19 protein-coding genes are annotated in these 21,815 nt (G+C 53.6%); 5 read left to right on the top strand and 14 right to left on the bottom strand.

Annotated elements, in window-relative coordinates:
- Positions 1-119 precede the first annotated feature (119 nt).
- The 8 genes from ACYVI1_RS18695 to ACYVI1_RS18660 all read right to left on the bottom strand — a co-directional run bounded on the left by ACYVI1_RS18695 (position 120) and on the right by ACYVI1_RS18660 (position 10,544).
- Positions 120-1,487 (bottom strand): IS110 family RNA-guided transposase, encoded by a 1,368-nt coding sequence (locus ACYVI1_RS18695; protein WP_460912258.1) that lies wholly within the window; start codon positions 1,485-1,487, stop codon positions 120-122.
- Positions 1,488-1,765: 278 nt separating this feature from the next.
- A complete protein-coding gene (gene adhP / locus ACYVI1_RS18690) occupies positions 1,766-2,779 on the bottom strand; it encodes an alcohol dehydrogenase AdhP (RefSeq protein ID WP_460912257.1) in 1,014 nt (337 codons plus the stop codon).
- Positions 2,780-2,902: 123 nt separating this feature from the next.
- Complete coding sequence (locus tag ACYVI1_RS18685; RefSeq protein WP_460912342.1) at positions 2,903-4,888, bottom strand: heavy metal translocating P-type ATPase; 1,986 nt, start codon at positions 4,886-4,888, stop codon at positions 2,903-2,905.
- An 88-nt stretch (positions 4,889-4,976) separates the two neighbouring features.
- A complete protein-coding gene (locus tag ACYVI1_RS18680; RefSeq protein ID WP_460912256.1) occupies positions 4,977-7,406 on the bottom strand; it encodes a phosphoketolase family protein in 2,430 nt (809 codons plus the stop codon).
- Positions 7,407-7,423: 17 nt separating this feature from the next.
- A complete protein-coding gene (locus tag ACYVI1_RS18675) occupies positions 7,424-8,629 on the bottom strand; it encodes an acetate/propionate family kinase (RefSeq protein WP_460912255.1) in 1,206 nt (401 codons plus the stop codon).
- On the bottom strand, positions 8,626-8,769 hold the full coding sequence (locus tag ACYVI1_RS18670; protein ID WP_460912254.1) for a hypothetical protein: 144 nt from the start codon (positions 8,767-8,769) through the stop codon (positions 8,626-8,628). Before ACYVI1_RS18670 ends, ACYVI1_RS18675 begins: the two co-directional genes overlap by 4 nt.
- A gap of 26 nt (positions 8,770-8,795) precedes the next feature.
- Positions 8,796-9,698, bottom strand: a complete 903-nt coding sequence (locus ACYVI1_RS18665) for a universal stress protein (protein WP_460912253.1) — start codon at positions 9,696-9,698, stop codon at positions 8,796-8,798.
- Positions 9,699-9,734: 36 nt separating this feature from the next.
- Positions 9,735-10,544, bottom strand: a complete 810-nt coding sequence (locus ACYVI1_RS18660) for a universal stress protein (RefSeq protein WP_460912252.1) — start codon at positions 10,542-10,544, stop codon at positions 9,735-9,737.
- A 197-nt stretch (positions 10,545-10,741) separates the two neighbouring features.
- On the opposite strand from ACYVI1_RS18660, the gene ACYVI1_RS18655 reads away from it, so the two are divergent.
- Positions 10,742-11,878 carry a L,D-transpeptidase family protein gene (locus tag ACYVI1_RS18655; RefSeq protein ID WP_460912251.1) on the top strand — a complete coding sequence of 379 codons (1,137 nt, stop codon included), beginning with the start codon at positions 10,742-10,744 and terminating at the stop codon, positions 11,876-11,878.
- Between the two features lie 423 nt (positions 11,879-12,301).
- On the opposite strand, the gene ACYVI1_RS18650 is transcribed toward ACYVI1_RS18655, so the two are convergent.
- The 3 genes from ACYVI1_RS18650 to ACYVI1_RS18640 all read right to left on the bottom strand — a co-directional run bounded on the left by ACYVI1_RS18650 (position 12,302) and on the right by ACYVI1_RS18640 (position 13,882).
- Positions 12,302-12,952 carry a BON domain-containing protein gene (locus ACYVI1_RS18650; protein WP_460912250.1) on the bottom strand — a complete coding sequence of 217 codons (651 nt, stop codon included), beginning with the start codon at positions 12,950-12,952 and terminating at the stop codon, positions 12,302-12,304.
- Positions 12,953-13,072: 120 nt separating this feature from the next.
- On the bottom strand, positions 13,073-13,480 hold the full coding sequence (locus tag ACYVI1_RS18645; protein ID WP_460912249.1) for a hypothetical protein: 408 nt from the start codon (positions 13,478-13,480) through the stop codon (positions 13,073-13,075).
- 246 nt (positions 13,481-13,726) lie between these two features.
- Positions 13,727-13,882, bottom strand: coding sequence for a hypothetical protein (locus ACYVI1_RS18640; RefSeq protein ID WP_460912248.1), 156 nt, complete (start codon positions 13,880-13,882; stop codon positions 13,727-13,729).
- A 132-nt stretch (positions 13,883-14,014) separates the two neighbouring features.
- Between ACYVI1_RS18640 and ACYVI1_RS18635 the strand changes: the two genes are divergently transcribed.
- Entirely contained in the window at positions 14,015-16,600 is a 2,586-nt protein-coding gene (locus ACYVI1_RS18635; protein ID WP_460912247.1) for a cation-translocating P-type ATPase, read from the top strand.
- Positions 16,601-16,694: 94 nt separating this feature from the next.
- Positions 16,695-17,573 (top strand): universal stress protein, encoded by an 879-nt coding sequence (locus tag ACYVI1_RS18630; RefSeq protein ID WP_460912246.1) that lies wholly within the window; start codon positions 16,695-16,697, stop codon positions 17,571-17,573.
- Positions 17,574-17,646: 73 nt separating this feature from the next.
- On the opposite strand, the gene ACYVI1_RS18625 is transcribed toward ACYVI1_RS18630, so the two are convergent.
- Positions 17,647-18,597, bottom strand: a complete 951-nt coding sequence (locus tag ACYVI1_RS18625) for a universal stress protein (protein WP_460912245.1) — start codon at positions 18,595-18,597, stop codon at positions 17,647-17,649.
- Positions 18,587-19,456 carry a universal stress protein gene (locus tag ACYVI1_RS18620; RefSeq protein WP_460912244.1) on the bottom strand — a complete coding sequence of 290 codons (870 nt, stop codon included), beginning with the start codon at positions 19,454-19,456 and terminating at the stop codon, positions 18,587-18,589. Before ACYVI1_RS18620 ends, ACYVI1_RS18625 begins: the two co-directional genes overlap by 11 nt.
- Before the next feature lie 382 nt (positions 19,457-19,838).
- Here ACYVI1_RS18620 and ACYVI1_RS18615 point away from each other — a divergent pair, with 382 nt between their 5' ends.
- Positions 19,839-20,666, top strand: a complete 828-nt coding sequence (locus ACYVI1_RS18615) for a DUF6544 family protein (protein ID WP_460912243.1) — start codon at positions 19,839-19,841, stop codon at positions 20,664-20,666.
- A gap of 3 nt (positions 20,667-20,669) precedes the next feature.
- Here the strand turns inward: ACYVI1_RS18615 and ACYVI1_RS18610 are convergent, their stop codons facing one another.
- On the bottom strand, positions 20,670-21,014 hold the full coding sequence (locus ACYVI1_RS18610; protein ID WP_460912242.1) for a hypothetical protein: 345 nt from the start codon (positions 21,012-21,014) through the stop codon (positions 20,670-20,672).
- A gap of 186 nt (positions 21,015-21,200) precedes the next feature.
- On the opposite strand from ACYVI1_RS18610, the gene ACYVI1_RS18605 reads away from it, so the two are divergent.
- Entirely contained in the window at positions 21,201-21,806 is a 606-nt protein-coding gene (locus ACYVI1_RS18605) for a hypothetical protein (RefSeq protein ID WP_460912241.1), read from the top strand.
- Positions 21,807-21,815 lie beyond the last annotated feature (9 nt).

Below are 21,815 nucleotides of genomic sequence, written 5' to 3'. Positions count from 1 at the left end.
TAATGGCAAAGTTTTCCGGACTTCCCCCTGTCGCGGCTGTCGAGACAATCGAGTGTCGGGACTGCCCTTCCGACTCGGTTGAGTTGGCGAGATGGTCAATATTTCTATACAACACCCACTTAACTTACTGATATATAATAGTTTGAAAACAGTCTACTCAATTCGTCTTGACTTAAATTCAGAGCCGTCAAACGCCGTTTTACTTGCCGTACGTTAGCTTCCCTCGTTTTTTGAGCTATGTCTTTGACCTGACTTTTCCGGTAAGGCTCCACTTTAGTAATCATGTTCCAAATAATCATCGCCAGTTTTCGGGCGGTAGCGGTGATGGCTGCGACTCGCCCTTTCTTATAGGCAATTCGTTTGAAGAAGCCACTCAGTTCATGATTAGCCTGATTGCCAATCGAGTTAGCCGCCTGCCGTAAGGCCGTAGCGATATAGGATTTCCCAGCGGGTGTACGATGACTAAGGATACGTCCACCGCTGATTTTATTGTTGGGCACTAACCGCAGCCAACTGGCAAAGCTTTTGGCTGAGGCAAACTTATGGATATCCTTGCCCAAAGTGGTCATCAGACAAAGCACCGTACTATGACTAATGCCAGAGATGGCAAACAGATCGGTTTGAAAATAAGTCAGAGCAATCTGGGAAACGTTGAAAGCAGGCATATTCTTGCTGCTCTTCTTTTTGTTTTCTGACGGTATTTTTTCGACTGGTTTCGAAACGGGCTCCGCAGGTACACTGCGACGTAGGGCCTCTTCGATGACCCTATCACAGTCCAGCAGCGCTTTCTGGTAGAGCTTATAAAAATCCAGGGACGCCTGCAATTCAAACAATTGTTCCGCTCGCCACCATCCCTGGAGGGATTGGGCGATTTCCTCTTTGGATTTTTTCATACGAATGTCTACCAGAGAGGCTAATTCATGCGGATCGCGGTTGCCAGCCAGAATCGCTTCAATGATGGCCAGGCCGGATTTACCCGTGATGTCGCGAATGGCTACATCCAGGCGAATATTCATCAATCGAAGCGCTTTCTGCATTTTGTGGATATAGGTAGCCTGCTGTTCGATGACGTGCTGACGATGATAGTAGTAAGTGCGCAGTTCCTGGAGCGTATCGCTCAGTAAAAAACTACCGGACAACAAGCCTAGGGAGTGGAGCCGTTGAATCCACAGACAATCAATGACATCGGTTTTACGCCCCTGTACATTTTTAGTCTGGCTACCGCCTACTAATAGCACGTCAAAGCCCGCTTTCTGTAAAGCATTGAACAGGGTTTGCCAGTAACTGCCGGTGCTTTCCATCGCTACTGATATAATACCATACTGCCGCAAATGGTCAATAAGCAGTTGATGGTCCTGGGTATAAACGCCAAACGATTTTACGTTTTCTTTATTCTGATCGACGGCTACCCAATGGTTGCGGGAGCCAATATCAATGCCAGCGGCCTGCGCATTGACAACTGGAAGCGTTGCAGTTTGCTTTCCCATACGAGTTGACGATTATAGGAGTGAAATGGCTTCAGGGAATGGATCGGTGAATCAGGATTTTTCTATACGGGATTCTCGGGAAGAGATCACCAGTGAATTCAACAAGTGCCTTTTAGGGAGGCATAATCCATTCCAGCCCAGATTTCAGGAAGGACTGATACGTACCATTTATAGGTTGACGAGCTTATGGCTGAAGTCATGCCAAGATACGAAAAGGCACAAGTTTCCCTACTCCTGTTGTCATGGGTATTCGATGGTACCCGCACAATCATTCGATTTCAGGCTAAGACAAGAACAATTCGTCCTTCGATCTGGCCCGCTTTCAGGTTCGTGAAAACCTGATTGATGTTTTCGAGCCGCTCGGTATGGTAGTGAACCTTAACCTTTCCGTCAGCGGCAAAGGCTAAACTTTCCGTCAGGTCCTGGCGCGTGCCAACGATAGACCCCCGAATGGTTTTTCGGTTCAGCGTGACATCGAAAATATTGATAGCAAAGTCGCCCGGTGGCAGGCCAACTAAGGCCAGCGTTCCCCGCCGACGTAACATGCCAACCCCCTGGGCAAAAGCCGTTCGCGAGACCGCCGTCACCAAAACACCCTGTGCCCCGCCCAATTTGGCCTGAACGACCGCAGCGGGATCTTCTTGCGTGGCGTCGATGACTACATCGGCTCCCACTTCCTGCGCTAACCGGAGTTTTTCGGGGCTGATGTCAACGGCAACTACGTGCATACCCATGGCTTTGGCATATTGAACGGCTAAATGCCCTAAGCCGCCAATGCCGGAGATGACGACCCATTCACCTGGTTTGACTTCCGTCTCTTTCAGCCCTTTATACACCGTGACCCCCGCACACAGAATAGGGGCCGCTTCCATAAACGACAGGGCATTGGGAATAAGGCCGACGTAAGCCGGATCTGCCAGGACATACTCGGCGAAACTGCCCTGAACCGAATAGCCGGTATTTTGCTGGGCGTGGCACAGGGTCTCCCAGCCTGAATAACAGTATTCGCAGTGCCCGCAGGCCGTATATAGCCAGGGCACACCCACCCGGTCACCCTCGCGGACATGGGTGACGCCTGCGCCCGCAGCCACGACCGTGCCCACCCCTTCATGGCCAGGAATGAGGGGGAGTGTCGCTTTAACCGGCCAGTCGCCATCGATGGCGTGCAGATCGGTATGACAAACACCACAGGCCGCTACCTGCACCAAAATCTGTCCGGGGCCTACGGACGGGACGGGGACCTGCTCAATCTGTAACGGCTGGCCATACCCATGCAGGACCGCTGCCTTCATTGTTGTTGGAATCATCATTGGGAATAGTAAATGATAAGAAGACAAACGTAGATAACAGCCCGTCGACCCGGTATGATTACAGTCAGCCCAGGAGCCAATCGTTGTCATGCATTCCACTGGGCCTTACCTCAACGACCGTCTCAGCAACTGCGCGTTCAGGGCGACAATGACGGTACTGGCACTCATCAATACAGCTCCCACGGCCGGGCTGAGCACAAAATGCGGGTACAGCACACCAGCGGCCAGCGGAATGGCAATGATGTTGTAGCCCGTGGCCCAGAACAGGTTCTGAATCATTTTGCGGTAGGTGGCTTTGCCGAAATCGACCAGGTTTGTGATGTCGGTGGGTTTGCTGTTGACCAGAATAATGTCGGCGGTTTCGGCGGCCACATCGGTACCGGAACCAACGGCGATCCCTACGTTGGCCTGCGTTAGAGCCGGGGCATCATTCACCCCGTCGCCGGTCATGGCCACGAACTGACCCAGCGCCTGTAAGTCTTTCATAAGGGTTACTTTCTGGTCGGGCAAAACCTCGGCATAAACACCGTCCAGACTCAGTACTTTCGCCACCGAATCGGCTACTTTCTGGTTATCGCCGGTCGCCATGTAAACCTTAATACCCGACTCCTGCAATCGACGGACTGCCTCTTTGGAATCATCCCGGATTCGGTCGGCCAGGGCCACGTAGCCTGTCAGTTTGTCGTCGATCAGCACAAAAACCACCGTTTCAGCTACATCACTAAATGAATCCTTTGGTAATTCAATTCCTTTTTCTTTCAGATAACCGGGACTGACGACGACGACCCGCCGACCATTCACGGTAGCCGAAACGCCTTTGCCAGTGATGGACTGAAAATCCTGGATGGCGGGTAAATCCAGGTTGCGTTTCTTCGCTTCCCGGACGATACCCTGTGCAATGGGGTGTTGGGATTGTTGTTCCAGGGATGCGGTAATACCCAGCAGGGTCATTTCATCCATCTCCGCAGCGAGTACACTAATGCGGGTAATGCCGAATGCCCCTTCGGTCAGGGTACCGGTTTTGTCGAATACCATTGCCGTAATTTTGCGGGCTTCTTCAAAGGCAGTTCGGTTACGAATAAGCAAACCCTTTTGGGCCGAAATGCCGGTCGAAATGGCTACTACGAGTGGAATCGCCACCCCCAGCGCGTGCGGACAGGCAGTGACCATGACCGTAACCATTCTTTCGATGGCAAAGGCCACGTCCTTTCCTGCCCAAAGCCAGGCCACCAGTGTTAGCAAACCCACCGATAGCGATAGCAGCGTTAGCCAGCCCGCTGCCCGGTCGGCCAGGGTCTGCGTCTGCGACTTGGCGTTCTGAGCCTCCCCGACCATCTTCACCACTTTGTTGAGGTAGCTGTCTTCGCCCTTGTGTGTCACCCTGATGGTGAGTGACCCCTCGCTGTTGACCGCTCCGGCAATAACGGTATCGCGGGCAGTTTTCTGGACTGGTACACTTTCACCCGTCAGCATACTCTCATCGACGGCACTGTCGCCTTCAATAACCTCGCCGTCGGTGGGGACGCGCTCACCTGGCCGGACCAGTACGACATCGCCAATGGTTAACATCGCGACTTTTACGTCGTTGATTTTAGTGCCGTCGATTTTGTGGGCATCCGACGGCAGCATCTGTACGATCAGTTCCAGCGAATGCGACGCCCCGGCTACCGATTTCATCTCGAAATAATGCCCCAGCAACATAATGTCGATCAGGGTAGCCAGTTCAAAAAAGAAGTCCTCGCCCCGCAACCATCCCACCGAGACGACCACGCTATAGACGTAGGCCGTAGTAACGGCTATCGCCACCAGGGTCATCATTCCGGGTTTTCGGGTACGTAATTCGCCACTCATTCCGGTCAGAAACGGCCAGCCGCCATAGCCGTAAATAACCGTGGCCAAGATCAGCATAACGGGGTTGCGAAACGGAAAATCGAGATGATAGCCCGTCAGATTCCGGAACATCATCGACAGCACGACGACTGGCACCGACAGCACAAGACACACCCAGAACCGGCTCAGAAAATCGTTGATCATGACCCCATGGTCGTGTCCTCCGTGCACATTATGACCGGCCATTTCACCATGACCCATGTTGCTGTGATCCATCGACTCAAAATGCACGCCAGTATGATGCATGGACTGGTGAGCCTTACCGGGGGCAGAATCGGGCTGGGGCATTTTAGGTTTGTTCGTCATGCTGTTTTTGGCTCGTCCAGGTCCAGTTCTGAATTTCGGGCATGTCTTCCCCATTCCTACCAATGTACTGTTTGTGTTCGATGAGTTTATCTTTCAGCAGTTGTTTCAGGTAAGCGCCCGTGTTGCCCAATTGGGGCAGGCGATCCAGTACGTCCATCACTAAATGGAAGCGATCCAGTTCGTTCAGTACCGTCATGTCGAAGGCCGTCGTGATGGTGCCTTCTTCTTTATAGCCGCGCACGTGCAGGTGGCTGTTATTAGCGCGGTTGTAGGTTAACCGATGCACCAGCCAGGGGTAGCCATGAAACGCAAAAATAACGGGCTTGTCCCGCGTAAACAGGGCATCGTAATCGGCGTCATTCAGGCCGTGCGGGTGCTCGGTATGGCGCTGTAGTTTCAGCAGATCGACGACATTGATCACCCGGATTTTGAGGCTGGGCAAATGCTCCCGCAGGATGGAAACAGCCGCCAGCGTTTCGAGCGTTGGCACATCGCCACAGCAGGCCATCACCACGTCCGGTTCAATGCCCTGATCATTGCTCGCCCAGGGCCAGATCCCAATGCCTTCCGTACAGTGCTTCGTGGCCGCGTCCATCGTCAGCCATTGGGGGGCCGGGTGCTTGCCCGCTACAATCACGTTCACGTAGTGCCGGGAGCGCAGGCAGTGATCCATCACCGATAGTAAACAGTTCGCATCGGGGGGCAAATAGACGCGCACGATATCGGCTTTTTTGTTGATGACGTGATCCATAAAGCCGGGGTCCTGGTGGGTGAAGCCGTTATGGTCCTGTCGCCAGACGGTGGACGTCAGCAGAAAGTTCAACGAAGCGATGGGCCTCCGCCACGGGATTTCCCGTGTCATCTTCAACCATTTGGCGTGCTGATTGACCATCGAATCGACAATGTGGATGAATGCTTCGTAGGAGTTGAACAGGCCATGCCGCCCGGTCAGCAGATACCCTTCCAGCCAACCTTCGCACTGATGTTCGCTGAGCATTTCCATGACACCACCCGTGGCGGCCAGAAACTCGTCGTTCTCAGCGGTCTGGACATTCCACTGCCGATTGGTTCCCTCAAAAACGGCTTCCAGTCGATTGGACAGGGTCTCGTCGGGGCCAAAGAGTCTAAAGTTTCGCGGAGTTTGATTCTGCCGGAGGATGTCGCGCAGAAATTGCCCAACCACGTTTGTATCACTGGCTTTTGCTGCTCCCGGCGATGGCACACCGACTGCATACTCACCGAAAGCCGGCAGGTGCAGGTCGCGCAGTAACAGACCTCCATTCGCCTGGGGATTGGCTCCCATCCGCCGGTTGCCTTGCGGGGCGAGTCCCGCCAGTTCGGGCAACAGCCGACCCTGTTCATCGAAAAGCTCGTCGGGTTTGTAGCTGCGTAGCCAGCTTTCCAGTTGGGCCAGATGCTCCGGGGGTGTGGTGGCCGACACGGAAAGGGGAACCTGGTGCGACCGGAAGGTGCCTTCGTTGGGCCGCCCATCGACCACTTTTGGTCCCGTCCAGCCCTTTGGTGACCGGAGAACAATCATTGGCCAGCGGGGACGCGTCGTATCGCCTTCTATTCGGGCATTTTGTTGAATTTGGTTGATTTGGGTAATGGCCTTATCCATCGCAGCGGCCATTGCCTGGTGCATGAGTTCCGGGTCGTGGCCTTCCACATAATACGGTGTCCAGCCATAGCCGCGCAGGAGTTGGTCCAATTCTTCGTGGCTAATACGGGCCAGCACCGTCGGATTGGCGATTTTGTAGCCATTCAGGTGCAGAATCGGCAGTACGGCCCCATCGCTAATCGGACTGAGAAACTTATTGGAATGCCAGGCGGTGGCCAGCGGGCCGGTTTCGGCTTCACCATCGCCAATCACACAGGCAACAATCAGGTCGGGATTGTCGAAGACGGCCCCAAAGGCATGACTCAGGGAATAGCCCAACTCGCCCCCTTCGTGAATGGAGCCAGGGATTTGGGGCGACGCATGACTCGAAATGCCGCCGGGGGATGAGAACTGCTTGAACAGCTTTTTCAATCCGGCTTCATCGGGACTAATAGCGGGGTAAACCTCGCTATAGGTGCCTTCGAGGTAGGTATTGGCTACTACCGCCGGACCACCGTGGCCGGGACCGGCAATGTAAATCATGTCGAGGTCATCGGTTTTGATGACCCGGTTCAGGTGGGCATAGATGAAGTTTTGCCCCGGTGTGGTGCCCCAGTGTCCCAGCAGCACGGGCTTGATATGTTCCAGTAAGAGGGGTTCACGAAGCAATGGATTGTCGCGCAGGTACATCTGGCCAACCGACAGGTAGTTGGCAGCCCGCCAGTAAGCGTGTATTCGTTGGAGCTGCAGCGTTGACAGCGGTGTATCGGTTACGTTGTTTTGTTTCGGTTGTTGACTGACGATGGTCTCCATTTTTTCATTCGGTTGAGTTAGTTTTTCTTATCAATTGTCGGCTTCAAAAGCCCATAGACCAATTGGGCAATCAGTTGCTCCTCATCGGTCGGAATGACGCGGACGGTGACCTGGCTGGAGTTAGTGGAAATCACGCCCGCATTGACCCCATTTCGGTGTTTATCTATGTCAATACCCAGAAATTCCAGGCCACTGCAAATGCGGGCGCGTATTTCGGGGGCCTTCTCTCCGATGCCGCCCGAAAATACCAGCGTTTCCAGTCCGCCGAGTACGGCTGAAAAAGCACCAATTCCTTTCTTAGTTTGGTAACAAAACAGCTCGACCGCTTCAGCCGCCCGAAGATCGCCCGACTGTCGTTCCAGCAAATCCCGCATATCGGAACTCGTTTCCGATACTCCAAGCAAGCCCGATTCGTGATTGATGAGGTGGTTGAACTGCTCTGGAGTCAATTGCTCCGACTGCATCAGGTACCAGGCTACCCCCGGATCAAGGTCGCCCGTTCGCGTTCCCATCGGCAAACCACCCGTGGGCGTAAAACCCATGCTGGTGTCGCTGCTTTTCCCATTCCGAACAGCCGCCAAACTCGCTCCACTGCCTAAGTGTGCCAGGATAACCCGGCCTTCCGCCGTCTCCACACCAGCAATTCGAGTGAGTTCTTCCAGCAGATACGCGTAGGATAGGCCATGAAATCCGTAGCGCCGGATGCCTTTCGCATCGAATCGCCGGGGAATGGGCAGTAGCTGAGCCACGCGTGGCATTGTCTGATGAAAAGCCGTATCGAAGCAGGCAATCTGGAGAAGGTTCGGATACCGCTGTCGAAAGGCTTCGATCAGGGCCAGTTCACCGGGCAGGTGATCGGGATCATAGGCACTAATGCGTTGGAGTTCAGCTACCAACTCAGGCGTAATGCGTTCCGGCTTAGTGTGCATCATGCCATGAACGACACGGTGCCCAACTGACTTGACTGAACTAAAAACCGGTTGCTTCTCCAGCCAGTCGACCAGAAAAGTCACCGCTGTCGGATAATCGGCGGCATCGACTGGGCAAATAGTCGGTTGTTGAGAAGTGGTGGCGGCAAACGTCAGCGTCGTACCGGGCAGGCCAATCCGGTCAATATGCCCGGATTGAACGCTTTTAAGGGATTCGCCCGCTTGATAGACCGCGAACTTAATGCTTGATGAACCCCCATTGACGGTCAAAATGTGTTCCTGTACTGCTGTCATTTATTCCCTTTGGGAGCAGGTTTGAGGGGTTGTGGTGTCGAATCTGCTTCCCGTTGGGCATACTTGGGCACTTTAGCCACGCCTGCCACTTTAGCGGCTTTGGTCGCTGCTTTCTTCGCATTCTTGGGATCGTTAGCCATGATTAAATCAGGTTAGAGATGAATCTTCATAAGGCAGATGTAGCTATCACAGAAACACTCGAAGGGACATAAGCTGCCGTTGACAGGTCTTCAATTTGTTGGGGCAAATCGGTACTGCCGTCATCGTAAAGCGTCAGGAGGGTAACGGCGGGTGTGAAGGCCAGCGAACGGGTTACGCTGCTCTCGGGCATCGCATCAGCCCATTCGATGGGACGGGGAATAGTAACCAGCAGATCGACCGAATGCCCGGCTAAGTAGTCGTCAATGCCCTGTTTGGCAGTCGGTGCCTGCAAACGGGCTACGCTGGGTTTGATGGGAGTCAAAAACTGCCGGAGGTGGATTTCCTGATCCACAGGGATGACTTTTTTGCCGGGCGTATCGATGGTGAGCAGGGTGAGGTCTGCCCGTTTGAGCGTTACGAAGTCCTTGACGGGACTGAGTAGTTTGGCGTTTTTCAGATTGGCAAAGTCAGCCGCCAGCACCACCTGGCGGATCGATGGAGCGCTGGCGTCGACGGGCACCACCAGTATATTCACCTTAAGCTGACGAATCAGGGCGATGGCGCTGTTGCCAAACAAGCCGTTAGTGTCATCCTGATCGACCCCAATGACCACAAAATCATACACCTCCGCGTCAAGCAACTGTTCGGCTACTTCCAATAACTGCCCTGGCCAGGCCGACGAGCGGAACGTATGCCAGTCATTGGTGGCCTCCCGGCGCAACTCGGTCACCACCTCCTGAAGCTGATCGGCATAGGGCGAACGGGGCCTTTCAACGACGAGCAGGGGATTGTGTTTGCTCTTAGGATCTACCGGGTGAACACACAACAGGTGAAAGTCGGCAACGGTATCGCCGAAGAATGAGTGGGCAAACTTGAGCGCATTGCGGGAGGCTTCCGAAAAGTCGGTCAGCAAAAGAATCTTTTTCATCGGTTGATGGGTCTTAAAAAGCAGATGATTAAGGCATTAAACGGCCGCCAGCACGGGTATGGTGGCCAATCGGGCCACTTCCTGAGTGTCGGATTCAAGTAGAAACAGGCGAAGTCGACTGTGCGGCCCTGGCAGGAGAATAAGCAGGTCGGCTTTGTGCTGGCTCAAATACGTGTCGAGGGCAGTGGCGATATCGTAACCGGGCACAAAGCGGAACGTATGGGGCTGATCCCGGAATAAATCCTGCATGTGGCGGGCGGCTATTTGCTGCGCTTCGTCGGGTTCATCTTCGATGCAGATGATATCAACTGATGCCTGAAGAATGCGGGCAAATTGCCGGGCCGTATCGATGGACAGAGTATTGAGGGGTTGAGACAGGTCAACGGCCAGCACTATCGTTTGCGGTTTTTGAAAAACCGCACCGGGTGGTATCAGCAGCATCGGTATCGAGGTTTGGGGAATCATGCCGGTGGCTAAACTGCCTAATCGACGGGCTTTTAACGGCTCATCGCCCACTACACCCATCACCAGCAGGTCGGCTTTTTGGTTGGCCGCTTCCTCGACAAGGCTGGCAACCGCTGAACCAGGTCGGGCCACCACTTCAACCTCGACGCTGCCTTTGGTTACCCGCATCATCTGGGATCGAAGCTTACTAAGGTGGCGCATCGCCAAAAATTGCTGTCCTTCAGTCGTAGCGGCTATCCCGTCCGAAAACGTGTTGGGATTCGGATCGTAGGCATGAATAATGACTAAGCGCGTGTGGAGTTGGTTGGCCAGTTCGAGGGCATAGTCCGTCGCCCAGTGGGCATTGGCCGAAAAATCAGTGGCGACTAAAATCGTGGTCATAGCAGGGTTTTTAGGTGAATTAGGCTCACGCGTGAAAGGATACGACAAAGGTGGTCAGTAAGGGCGGGTCGATGCATGACGCTCATCAGTCAACGGGCTGATTGAACTCAGGTCAGGGGCTGATGGCCATCACGGGCGGGGCATCGGGCAGGCTGCACCTTTGTCCATCGTTAAGCTCACCGTACCGGCTGTCACCTATGCGTCTACTCCTGCTTATTTCACTGCTGTATGTACCTAACCGCCCGGTGGATGCCCAGATGGCCGATGATTGGTCCCGGCTGCGTCAGTACGCCCATGCCATCGGCGTGGACAGCCTGTGCGCCCAACCCGATTCGGCTTGTGTGACCCGCTATTTTACCCAGATTGTTTATGGCCGGACACCCCGGCGGATGAGTTACCAGGGGGTAGCCGAGCGCCTTGATACAGTACGCATCAATCGACTGAATCACCAATTTCTGTCAGGAGCCGACTGGTGCCCGTTGCTGGATTCGCTCGAATCGCCTGATCGGCACTATCGTCAGTTGACCGCCTACTGTATGCGCTGTCTGGTCGATGATTACATGGCTGACTCGCTCACGATTGAACAGGTGCAGGAAACGCTCAACACGTACCGCTGGCTAAACCGCTTTGCCGCCGACAAACGTGTCATCGTCAATATTCCCTCGGCCACCCTGCGGGTCATCGACCGGCAGGGTACTACCTTGTTCAGCAGCCGGGTTGTTGTGGGAAAAGCCGATACGCCAACGCCCCTGTTTACGGCCCTCATTCCCAGCGTAGTCCTGTATCCGTACTGGAACGTGCCGCACTCGATTATGGTGAGGGAGCTACTGCCCAAAATCCGAAAAAATCCAGCCGCCATGCTGGAGGCCATGAACTTACAGGTCATCAATGCGAACGGGCAGATAGTGGACCCAAAGACCATTAACTGGACGGTTCCAGCCAGGTCCGTCCAGACAGGTTCATTTCCGTATCGACTGCGACAATCGACCGGCTGCGACAACGCCCTGGGCGTGTTGAGGTTCAATGTGGCCAGCCCTTACGACATTTATCTGCACGATACCAATGCCCGACAGGCCTTCACAAAGCAGAATCGGCAGTTGAGCCACGGGTGCATCCGGGTCGAAAAGCCCGCTGAACTGGCCAACCTGCTGTTGGGTTATACCCGCTTTGGTCCCGATTATCTGACCAAGTGTCCCATAAACGCCCGTCCAAAAACGATACAATTGCCTGTTGATGTTCCAGTTATCATAACCTATAGCCTCGTGGATATGGACGAAGCCGGAGCGGTGCAGGTGTATCAGGATGTGTACGGCTGGTGGCGGCTGGCCCTGTGATTAGTTTCCGGCTATGAAATCGTTTACGTTCTTTTTGCTGGTTTTTGCGCTTGGCTTGGTTACGAGTGGCAATGGATAGCCTGGGGAACGCTGGGTACGGTTGGTGTGCGGGTACTTATCGTCTGGCTTTATAACAACACGGGCGGTAGTGTATTTGCGTGCATTGTCTTTGATTCGATGGCTAACATTGGCCGGGTTTTATTCCCCAAAGATCAGTACCATAATCCATTAGTCGATTATCCCGGTATTCACTATTCACTCCTTGCCCTCACTGGTGTTGTTGTCATCTTTCTGTGGGGTTCTCAAACATTGGCTCGGTATAGATATGCTTGATTTTACCCGCTACAGGCACTAATTAGATAGGAACGGGCAATAAAGCGGAAAGAGTATCATCCCGTTTTACTGCCCGTTCCTATCTGTCATTTAATCAATAACCAGTTCATTATCAACATTCCAGACACCCGGTGCATTCCAGGCGATTCGTCCGGCTTCGTCCTTCTGGTACAGTGAATCGACGGTACCATTGAGCGTCACTCGATTGCCTGAAACCTCAACCTGAATATCCCGGTCATCGAGTGCCCAGCTACGCACAAATGCGCGTTCGATATCTTTCCGTTCAATCTCATCGCGGGATTGAGCTTTGATGGTGATGTTATTGGTTACGCCCTTTACGCCCGCCAGATTTTTTATCGCTTTTTTGGCAGCTTCCTTCTGATAGTTCCACTCGACAGCTCCCTCCAGGGTAACCCAGCCGTGTTCGACCTTTACCTTTACGTTGTCGTCGGGAACTTCCCAACTCCACTTAAACGCATTGACTACTTCGGTGGCGACATCGTTATCGTTCTTTACGCCCGTGACACCAAACTTAATGTCAATTTTTTCGACCACCGCTTTTACACCGGCTACATTCTTAGCCGCGTCTTCCGCTTCTAATTTTTTGGCATAACTGTTAACAATGCCGGATAGGGTAACAATGCCATCCTTAGCCGTGACACCGATTTCGGCTGCGTTCAGTGATGGCTCCCATTTGATGGCATCCTCAACGTCCTGCTGCAAATTTTCGTTGGTTTTCATAATCGTTTTGGGTTTGTTTACTACCGGGGCAAAGCTACCGGAGGGCCGTTGGGCCACCCATGACCTGTCTCAGTAAAGGGTATGATTAGGCTCAGTCGGACCCCCATGAGCTGACCCTGGTTAGAGAGTCGTTACCGGGCGTTTGGGTTCTAACGAGAAATACGCTTTAACAAAAGCATGTTGCTGATTGTCAGTCATCGTATCCGTTTTCTCTAAGTAAAAATTTATTTTTTCGAAGCGATGGTCTACTTTCAACAGGTTGAATAGCTCAATTTTTGCATCCGTCGGGCCAAAGAGAAGTACCTCATCGTATGGCCGGATAGCCTCGCCTAATTTTTTATAATACTCCGCTTCTTCATGCTGTTCCTTATTGTGCATCATGTTTTCACTTCGGTTCATGGTATGCACTTTGTCATCATGCGTAAATTCCGATTCGATGGTCGTTTCTTCAATCGGGTCGCGGGTAAATTCCATCAACTTAGCACTCGCATGGTCCATCCAGATGCCTATTTTTCTTGCTGTTTTCATGACGTTTTGTTAAGGTTTACCTCTATTTAAGTTAACGATACCGCTGGTCGATTTAGGGAACAGCGTTTTATGACAAGCAGGGTTTTCTTATAAAAACTTAACCAATTATTAATCAGCCAGGTAGGGCTTAGTGATGTGGTGTCGGTTTCTCAAAACCGACACCACATCGATGCACTTCTGCTGGCGTTACTACATTTTTATAAGAAAGCCCTGTTAGTACAAGTAAGCATTATGTCAGATGCCTGTTCAATCTTTTTGTTCCTTAATCAGTTTGTGCGCCAGTTTTTTAGCCGATTTTTCAATCGCTTCAATGACTTTTTTAGGCTGTTCCCCGGCTGGATTCATGGTTAATTCAATAGCACTGGTGATGTCGGTAATCATTACTTTTTCACTGGCTTTCATAACTAATCAGAGTTTAAGCAGCTCCGTTTAGAGCCAGCACAAAACTACGTACCACCTGCTGCCTCCCCTATGATTCAACTCAGTGACGGCTCTGATTTAACTCAGGTAACAGGCCGGGTTACCTGAGTTAATTTGCGGCTGATTCTGTTGCTTCACCACCTCGCCGGATACGGTATTTCTCGTCTACTTATGCAAACAGCTACCCCGCCAGCCCAAGGACTAACCGACGAAGCCGTCGCCCGGTCGCGGGCTGAACACGGACGTAACGTGCTCACAACGGATGCCAGCACGGGCCTATTCGTGACGATGAAAGAAGTCGTCAGTGAGCCGATGTTTTTACTGCTGCTGGTAGCCTGTACGATTTACTTTAGTCTGGGCCGGACTGAAGAAGCCATCACTCTTATCGTGGCTCTGCTATTGGTGTCAGGAATTTCGGTCTACCAATCCATTCGCAGCAATCGGGCACTAAGCACCCTGCGCGAACTGACCCAGCCCAAAGCGCAGGTTCGGCGAAATGGCACCCTGACGAGTGTCCCAATTGAAGATATTGTCGTGAGCGATGCGGTACTTGTCGAAGAAGGGGGACGCATTCCGGCTGATGGCACGATTGATACGACCAGCGACTTTTCAGTGGACGAATCCATTCTGACTGGCGAGTCGGTGACGGTCGCCAAAATGCCTGGCGACCCGGTCTATGCGGGTACAAACACAACGTCGGGCAGCGCGTGGCTAACCGTGACGGCCGTTGGCGGACAAACTGAACTGGGCCGAATTGGGCACAGTATCGCCACCATACAGACCGAAAAAACGCCCCTCCAACTACAGATTAATCAGTTTGTGATTCGCATGGCCTGGATTGGGGCAGGTGCATTCGCGCTGGTGTGGAGTATCAACTACGCCCGCTCCGGCGATTGGGTCACGGCCCTGCTCTTCGGCCTGACGCTGGCGATGTCCATCCTGCCCGAAGAAATCCCGGTGGCTTTCAGCAGTTTTATGGCCCTGGGAGCCGCCCGGCTGAGCCGCATGGGCGTATTGACTAAACAGCCGCAGACGGTCGAGAGTCTCGGCTCGGCTACGGTAATCTGCACCGATAAAACCGGCACCCTAACCCAGAATGGCATGAGCGTTCGGCAATTGTACGATAGCGCGACAGATTCGCTCGTTACTCTGCCGGGCGAATCCACGCCGGGTACGTTGTCTGAGACAGCCGCATTGGTGCTGGCTTATGCCCGCTGGGCCAGCGAAACCGACCCTTTCGACCCGATGGAGCAGGCCATCGTTGCGGCCTTCGCTGAAACTGACCCAAAAACAGCCGCCGACCCCTATCCGATGGTACAGGAATACCCGTTAGCCGGAACACCTCCTATGATGACCCACGTCCGTAAGTCGCCCAACGGTGAGGTGGTAGTAGCCGGAAAAGGGGCCGTTGAGCATATTCTGGCTGTCTGTCGCCCTGAAGGAGGGGTTGCCGAGCGAATACGCAGCATTACCAAACAACTCTCGCAGGAAGGCTATCGGGTGTTGGGCGTAGCGCAGGGAATGAATTCACTACCCGATTTTCCGGCTGGTCAGGACGAGTTCACCTGGTCATTTTTGGGATTGATTGCGCTCGAAAATCCACCCAAACCGAATGCAGGTGCGGTCATTCGGGCGTTTACCAATGCGGGTATTCAGGTGAAAATGATAACCGGCGATTACCCCGAAACAGCCCAGGCCATTGCCCGGCAGGTGGGCTTGTCGGGTGCCGATAGGTTTGTAACGGGTGAGCAGGTGATGGCTATGGACGAATCGACGCTGCGGCAGCAGGCCGCGCAAACGACCGTATTCGCCCGGATGTTTCCCGAAGCCAAACTACGGGTTGTGAACGCCCTGAAGCAAAACGGTGAGGTGGTCGCGATGACCGGCGACGGCGTCAACGACGGCCCGGCCCTGAAAGCGGCCCATATCGGTGTGGCAATGGGAAAACGCGGAACCGAAGTAGCGCGTCAGGCAGCATCGCTCGTGCTGGTCAACGACGACCTGAGCAGTATGGTCGAGGCCGTCGCACAGGGCCGCCGGATTTATCAGAACCTCAAAAAAGCCGTTGCCTACGTCGTATCCATTCATATTCCGATTATTCTGACCGTAGCCGTGCCGCTACTGGCGAACTGGAAGCTGGAAAACCTGTTCAGTCCGATTCACGTCATTTTTCTGGAATTAGTGATGGGGCCGACTTGCTCCATCGCCTTCGAGAATGAACCCGCCGAAGCCGGGCAGATGCAGAAACCACCCCGGCCACTGACCGACACCTTTCTGGCCGGACCTGAGTTGGGCCGGAGTATCGCCCAGGGGCTGGGCATTTCGCTGGCCGTGCTGGGCGTTTATTACGCAGCCATGCAGCAGGGTGAATCCGTCGCGGTGGTCCGAACGCTGGTTTTCACGACGTTAGTGCTGAGCAATATTATGCTGACTTTAGTAAACCGGTCGTTTACGCAGTCGGTCTTCCAAACGATTCGGGTGCCGAATCCGGTGCTCTCGCTAATGCTGGGCCTGACGTTCGGGCTGCTGCTCACCACCCTGTTCGTACCAGACGCGCGGCAACTGTTCGGTTTTGCGCCCGTTTCAGCTTCGGCGTTCGGATGGTGTGCATTAGCCGCGCTGGTTGGTGTAGGCTGGATTGAAGTTTACAAAGCTATTCAGAGATGGAGCAAACGTAGCTCACCTGGCTACCCGGCATGATACCAATCAGCCTCGCAGCAAACTTGTATCATAGTCAGGGCATAACGAGCCGGGTATCTTTACGGTACGATATGCGGTAAAAACCTTTCGAACCATGCAAAAACTCCTGTTCCCAACCGACTTCTCCGATGAGGCCACCAACGCCTTACCGGTGGCCGCGCAACTGGCCCGGCTATTCGATGCTGACCTGCATTTAATTCATGTAGTGTCGCCGGTGATGCCGGGTTTCACGCCCCGGCTGCAGGATGCCGAGTCGCGCTACCACCAGGCATCGGAGCTGATTGACCAGGCGTTCGATGACCTGAAAACGCTGCCTTATCTGAGCGGCCTACGGGTGCATACCCACGTACTGACCGGTACTGACCCGGTGGATTTGCTGGACGACAACCGCTTCGCCGATGCCGACCTGTTGGTGATGGCTTCCACGGGAGCCAGTGGGTTAAAAGAAACCCTGTCGGGGTCCAACGCCGAACACCTTATCCAGCGGGCCAGCATACCCGTGCTGGTGCTGAAGAACTTGACCAATCACCTTGCCCTCAAAACGGTGGTCTTTGCCTCGGATTTCCATGACCAGTATGATGAGTCGATTGAGTTTCTGAAAACCCTGTTCGATGGATTCGGGCATCCGGTCATTCACCTGCTGTTTGTCAACACGATTAACCGGTTTGTGCCGACCCACGAGATTAGACCGCGCATGGAAGCGTTTGCCGACCGGTATAAACTGGGCAACTACACCCTGAACCAACAGGATGAGTTTGATGTCGAGACGGGGTTACTGGCCTTTGCGGAAGCCAAAAAAGCGGACCTGATTGTGTTGGGTACCCACGGTCGGCGGGGTCTTCGGCACCTGTTGCAGGGGAGTATCGCCGAGGATGTCGCTAATCATGCGCTCATCCCGGTGTTGACCTTGCCACTTCAGTCCGAACACGTGCCGATGGTATTTTTAAAAGGGTTTATTCCAACACCTGTCTAAACCAGTCGGCCAACACAAAACCCCGGTAACGATTGTTCGTTACCGGGGTTTTGCGTACCCAATCCGTAGTTGATTAAAGGTAGGTAGTGAACGGAATGTCATCCAGTTCTGAAGCGGGTTCATTCGCGGGAGACAGGGTAACTGTTGGGGAATCATACAGGGTCAGCAGCGGAACGCGCGGGTGGTAGGCCAGGGGGCGGGTTTCGCTGTTGTTCTGCAACACATCGAAGACACTTTTGTGATGGGGCAGCATGACGAATAAATCCACCGTATGGTTGTCTAAATAGGCATTGATGCCCTGCCGTACATCCTCGTCGTGGATGCTGTAGGTATCTGTCTGGAGGTCTTCAAACGCCCTGAGTACGTATTGGCGACTCAGATCGGAGGCTTGCGTATCTAATTGCCGGGGGTCTTCGATGGTGAGCAGCGTGAGTTGAGCCGCTTTTCGACGGGCCAGGTCTGCCAAGAATACAAATGACTCCGCATCATTGACAGACCGGTAGTCCGTTGCCAGCACGACCCGCTCAAGCGGCCGGATGGGTGAGGAAACCGGCACCACCAGCACATTCGTGTTGGCGGCCCGGATCATACCCGTCGCGACGCTGCCGAAGAATTCAGTACGGCCAAAACCGGTAGCTCCTACCACAACCAGATCGAAATATTCCTGAGCGAGCAGGTTCTCAACGGCACTTACCGGATTGCCCAGCATCGCCAGTGTTCGATAGGTATGTTCGGTCGGTGCCGGCTGCTGCGTCAGGCTGCGCTCAAGTTCCTGTAGCGACTCCTCGGCCAACTGGCGTTGTTCGGCCAGCAAAAAGGACCCGGTAAACCCCTCGGTCGGTTCGGCTGAAAACGCATGGAGCAGACAGAACTGGGTAGCTGTATCGGCAAAGAGCGCCTGCGTGAAAGCCAGCGCATGGTGCGAGGCCGGGGAGAAATCGGTCAGTATCAGGATTTTATACATGATTGTCGGGGTAAATGGCCAGTGCGCCGGGCGGGAAATGCCGGTATGGTCAAAGGGCATAATCGGCGTTCGACAGGTCTTCGATCAGTTGGGGCAAATCGCTGCGGCCATCATCGTAGAGCGTCAGCAGCGGTACGGCCGGGGTGAAGGCCCGCAGGCGGGTAACCCGGCTACTCGTTAACGTCTCGGTTCGGTCGTTGTATTTGGGGATCGTCACTAAAAGGTCGACTGGATGCGCGGCTAAGTAGGCATCAATGCCCCGTTTGGCGTTGGGAAACCGCATTTGAACCAGGTTCGGTACAATCGGTTTTAGAAACTGCAGAATGTGGGCTTCCCGCTCCGCGTGTAGAACGTTCTTGTTAGGCGTGTTGATACTCAGCAGAGTGAGGGCTGCCCCTTTGAGCGTCACCAACTCTTTGACGGGACTGAGTAATTTGCTGTTCTTCAACCTGGCGAAATCAGCGGCCAGCACGACCTGATGAACTGGCCGGGGGCGGGCATCGCCCGGCACCACCAACACGTTGGCCCTGAGCTGACGAACCAGAGTGATGGCACTGTTGCCAAACAACTCGTTGGTTTCGTCCTCCTGGGGACCGATGACCACAAAATCATACACCTCCGCGTTAACCGCCTGCTCGACGACGTCGAGCGGCTTCCCTGGCCAGGCCGACGAGCGGAAGGTATGCCAGTCGTTGGTGGCCTCCCGGCGCAACCCGGTCACCACCTCGTGAAGCTGATCGGCATAACTCGTGCGTGTTGTTCGGGAGTCGTTAGTTGAGTTGTCCATGTCATGGATTTCCAATGACCTGGCGCAGAACAGGTGAAAATCGACAACGGAATCGCTGAAGAATGAGCGGACAAACGTAATCGCGTTATGGGAGGCCTCCGAAAAGTCGGTCAGCAGGAGAATCTTTTTCATACTGTGTTGGCTGATTAAAAGCAGTCGGCTAATTATTCATTGCCGACAGAATGCAGGTTCATTCACCCCTGTTCAGGCCGGGCTTTGCGGTATGGCATGGCCTAAAGCAAAATGACACCACACGACAAAGATGGGCGGGATAAGTTGGCCAATCCATGATGCCCGTCATCCAACACGCTGATTGAACTCAGGTTGAGCTGAAGCGTACAGGTATGGGCGCTCATGGTCGGTGAAGGTATGACGGGGGTCAGGTAACGGCTTGATTAAACTCAGTCAATGGGGCGGCTATAGATCACTAATCCGTACCCGAAATACCTTCAATTTTGCAACTTCCACCAGTCAAACGACTAAACGTTAGTGGAGATCATAATCAAAATCAGCCATGACACGCCAAACTAACTTCCTGATCCTATCGGCCCTGGCCGTTCCTGTTGTCGCGTTGCTGGCCGGGCGGTGGCTCGTGGCCCGTCAGTCGCGCCGGGATGTGGCGAATTTATTTCTATCGGCCAAAACCGGGCCGGTCAAAACCTATCATCCAGCTCAACTGACCGACCTTCCCGCGCCCGTACAGCGGTACTTTCGGCACGTACTGAAACCCGGCCAGCCGTATGTACGAGTTGCCCGGCTTCGGCACGGTGGCCAGTTCAAAACCGATCTAAAAAAAGACTGGATAGCGATTACCGGCGAGGAATACTTTCTGGCCGATACCCCCGGCTACATCTGGATCGGCACTACAGCCTGGTTCAGTGCCTGCGACCAGTACGTGGCCGGGCGGGGAAGCCTGACAGCACGGCTGCTGGGTGTGCTGCCCGTTGTGCGGGGAAGCGGCCCCAGCTACGATCAGGGCGAACTCCTGCGCTGGCTGGCCGAAGCCGTTTGGTTTCCAACCAGTTTGCTGCCTGGCGGTCAGGTCGTTTGGTCGCCGGTAGACGACGACTCGGCCACACTTACCCTCACCGACCACGGCCTAACTGTATCATGCCTGATGAATTTTAACAAGCAAGGCGAAATCGTGCGGTACCAGGCGCAACGGTATAGCGACGAAACGCACATCGAAACCTGGATTGGGTATCTGTCCGATTACCGCCAGATGCACGGCCTGCGCGTGCCAACCCGCGCCAGTGCCGCCTGGGTTATAGACGGCGAGGAAAAGCCGTATGCCCGCTTCATCCTGCGCGACATCGAGTACGACCAGCCCCAGGCCTATTGAGCACTAAGCCCGGTGAAACAGTCGGTATCCAACCATAATCAGACCAACGACATACACGGTGGTGAACAGCAGTTTGTTGTAACGGGCCAGCCAGTTGGGTAGAAATATATCGAAGTTATCCCGGTCCGAATCCGAATAGTTTCGGGCCATAATCGTTAGTGGGCACCGACCCCTGAATAAGAGCAAGACCAGTCCTTCCCCGATGACCAGCCCAATGGCAATCCAGGTGTAAACATTTATGTCGTCTGCAAGTCCGCAATAAAGCACGTAGAAAATCACGCTGACCATGAATAGCCAGATGATGGTATGGACCAGTTTTATCGAAAATAGATTGAGCGTGTTAGTCATCGGCTGTTTGTTACACGACACCATTAGACCCCAAATCTACGGCAAGGCAGTGGCGAAAGGATATAGCGAAACTCATACGGCGGGCTGATTTCGGTCATGTCGAGACAAGTCTGCCAATGGTAGGTTTGCATCAAATCCGGGCCGCGAAAAACAGGTCATGGATTGGCTACTCAACCGTCAGAAGCTATGAAAAAATACATGACCTTCTTTGCTTTGCTATCACTTACGGCAACAACCCTATTTGCACAGACTGATGGGTCTGTGAGTTCGTTCTGGCATCCAAATCCCCGCAATTACGAAGTGAAGCAAGCACTGGAAGTCGAGAGCCTGGTGCCGATGTTTTTGTTCGGCGGGTATCACTTCGCCGTTGGCTATCGCTATAAAAAATTCCGGGTACGGGTCAGTGTCATCAACGGCGGCACCTACAATGCAGAGACGGTTGGCCTGAATAATTCATCACCGGCCTTCAAACGATTTTACAACACCTCGCCCGGCATTTTCTTTGGCTACAACGTCTGGAAAAACCTGGAACTCTACACCTATCTCGAAAGTCACACGTTCGGCATCGAACAGCAAAGCACGGGCATCAAAAAAGATATTAAGAGTATTGACACCGGATTAGGCCTGAGTTACCAGTTTTTCATTGGCCGGGTTTTTTACGTGCAACCGGGTGTGCACCTGTACTTACGGCGCAACAATAGCGTGGATTTCGGTGATGTCCGTTACAACATTTCCAACGCTGATATTTCGCCAGTCATCCGAATTGGAGCCAGACTCTGGCAGAAATATTGACACGTGAAT

This window comes from Spirosoma areae (assembly GCF_054781775.1).
Note: the sequence above shows the minus strand (reverse complement) of the source record. Positions and strands in the feature narration are given on the sequence as shown.

Excerpts from the sequence above, each read along its gene's own strand:
- ACYVI1_RS18695 (WP_460912258.1), bottom strand. The coding sequence starts at position 1,487 with ATGGGAAAGCAAACTGCAACGCTTCCAGTTGTCAATGCGCAGGCCGCT.
- adhP (WP_460912257.1), bottom strand. The coding sequence starts at position 2,779 with ATGAAGGCAGCGGTCCTGCATGGGTATGGCCAGCCGTTACAGATTGAG.
- ACYVI1_RS18685 (WP_460912342.1), bottom strand. The coding sequence starts at position 4,888 with ATGGGTCATGGTGAAATGGCCGGTCATAATGTGCACGGAGGACACGAC.
- ACYVI1_RS18680 (WP_460912256.1), bottom strand. The coding sequence starts at position 7,406 with ATGGAGACCATCGTCAGTCAACAACCGAAACAAAACAACGTAACCGAT.
- ACYVI1_RS18675 (WP_460912255.1), bottom strand. The coding sequence starts at position 8,629 with ATGACAGCAGTACAGGAACACATTTTGACCGTCAATGGGGGTTCATCA.
- ACYVI1_RS18670 (WP_460912254.1), bottom strand. The coding sequence starts at position 8,769 with ATGGCTAACGATCCCAAGAATGCGAAGAAAGCAGCGACCAAAGCCGCT.
- ACYVI1_RS18665 (WP_460912253.1), bottom strand. The coding sequence starts at position 9,698 with ATGAAAAAGATTCTTTTGCTGACCGACTTTTCGGAAGCCTCCCGCAAT.
- ACYVI1_RS18660 (WP_460912252.1), bottom strand. The coding sequence starts at position 10,544 with ATGACCACGATTTTAGTCGCCACTGATTTTTCGGCCAATGCCCACTGG.
- ACYVI1_RS18655 (WP_460912251.1), top strand. The coding sequence starts at position 10,742 with ATGCGTCTACTCCTGCTTATTTCACTGCTGTATGTACCTAACCGCCCG.
- ACYVI1_RS18650 (WP_460912250.1), bottom strand. The coding sequence starts at position 12,952 with ATGAAAACCAACGAAAATTTGCAGCAGGACGTTGAGGATGCCATCAAA.
- ACYVI1_RS18645 (WP_460912249.1), bottom strand. The coding sequence starts at position 13,480 with ATGAAAACAGCAAGAAAAATAGGCATCTGGATGGACCATGCGAGTGCT.
- ACYVI1_RS18640 (WP_460912248.1), bottom strand. The coding sequence starts at position 13,882 with ATGAAAGCCAGTGAAAAAGTAATGATTACCGACATCACCAGTGCTATT.
- ACYVI1_RS18630 (WP_460912246.1), top strand. The coding sequence starts at position 16,695 with ATGCAAAAACTCCTGTTCCCAACCGACTTCTCCGATGAGGCCACCAAC.
- ACYVI1_RS18625 (WP_460912245.1), bottom strand. The coding sequence starts at position 18,597 with ATGCCCTTTGACCATACCGGCATTTCCCGCCCGGCGCACTGGCCATTT.
- ACYVI1_RS18620 (WP_460912244.1), bottom strand. The coding sequence starts at position 19,456 with ATGAAAAAGATTCTCCTGCTGACCGACTTTTCGGAGGCCTCCCATAAC.
- ACYVI1_RS18615 (WP_460912243.1), top strand. The coding sequence starts at position 19,839 with ATGACACGCCAAACTAACTTCCTGATCCTATCGGCCCTGGCCGTTCCT.
- ACYVI1_RS18610 (WP_460912242.1), bottom strand. The coding sequence starts at position 21,014 with ATGACTAACACGCTCAATCTATTTTCGATAAAACTGGTCCATACCATC.
- ACYVI1_RS18605 (WP_460912241.1), top strand. The coding sequence starts at position 21,201 with ATGAAAAAATACATGACCTTCTTTGCTTTGCTATCACTTACGGCAACA.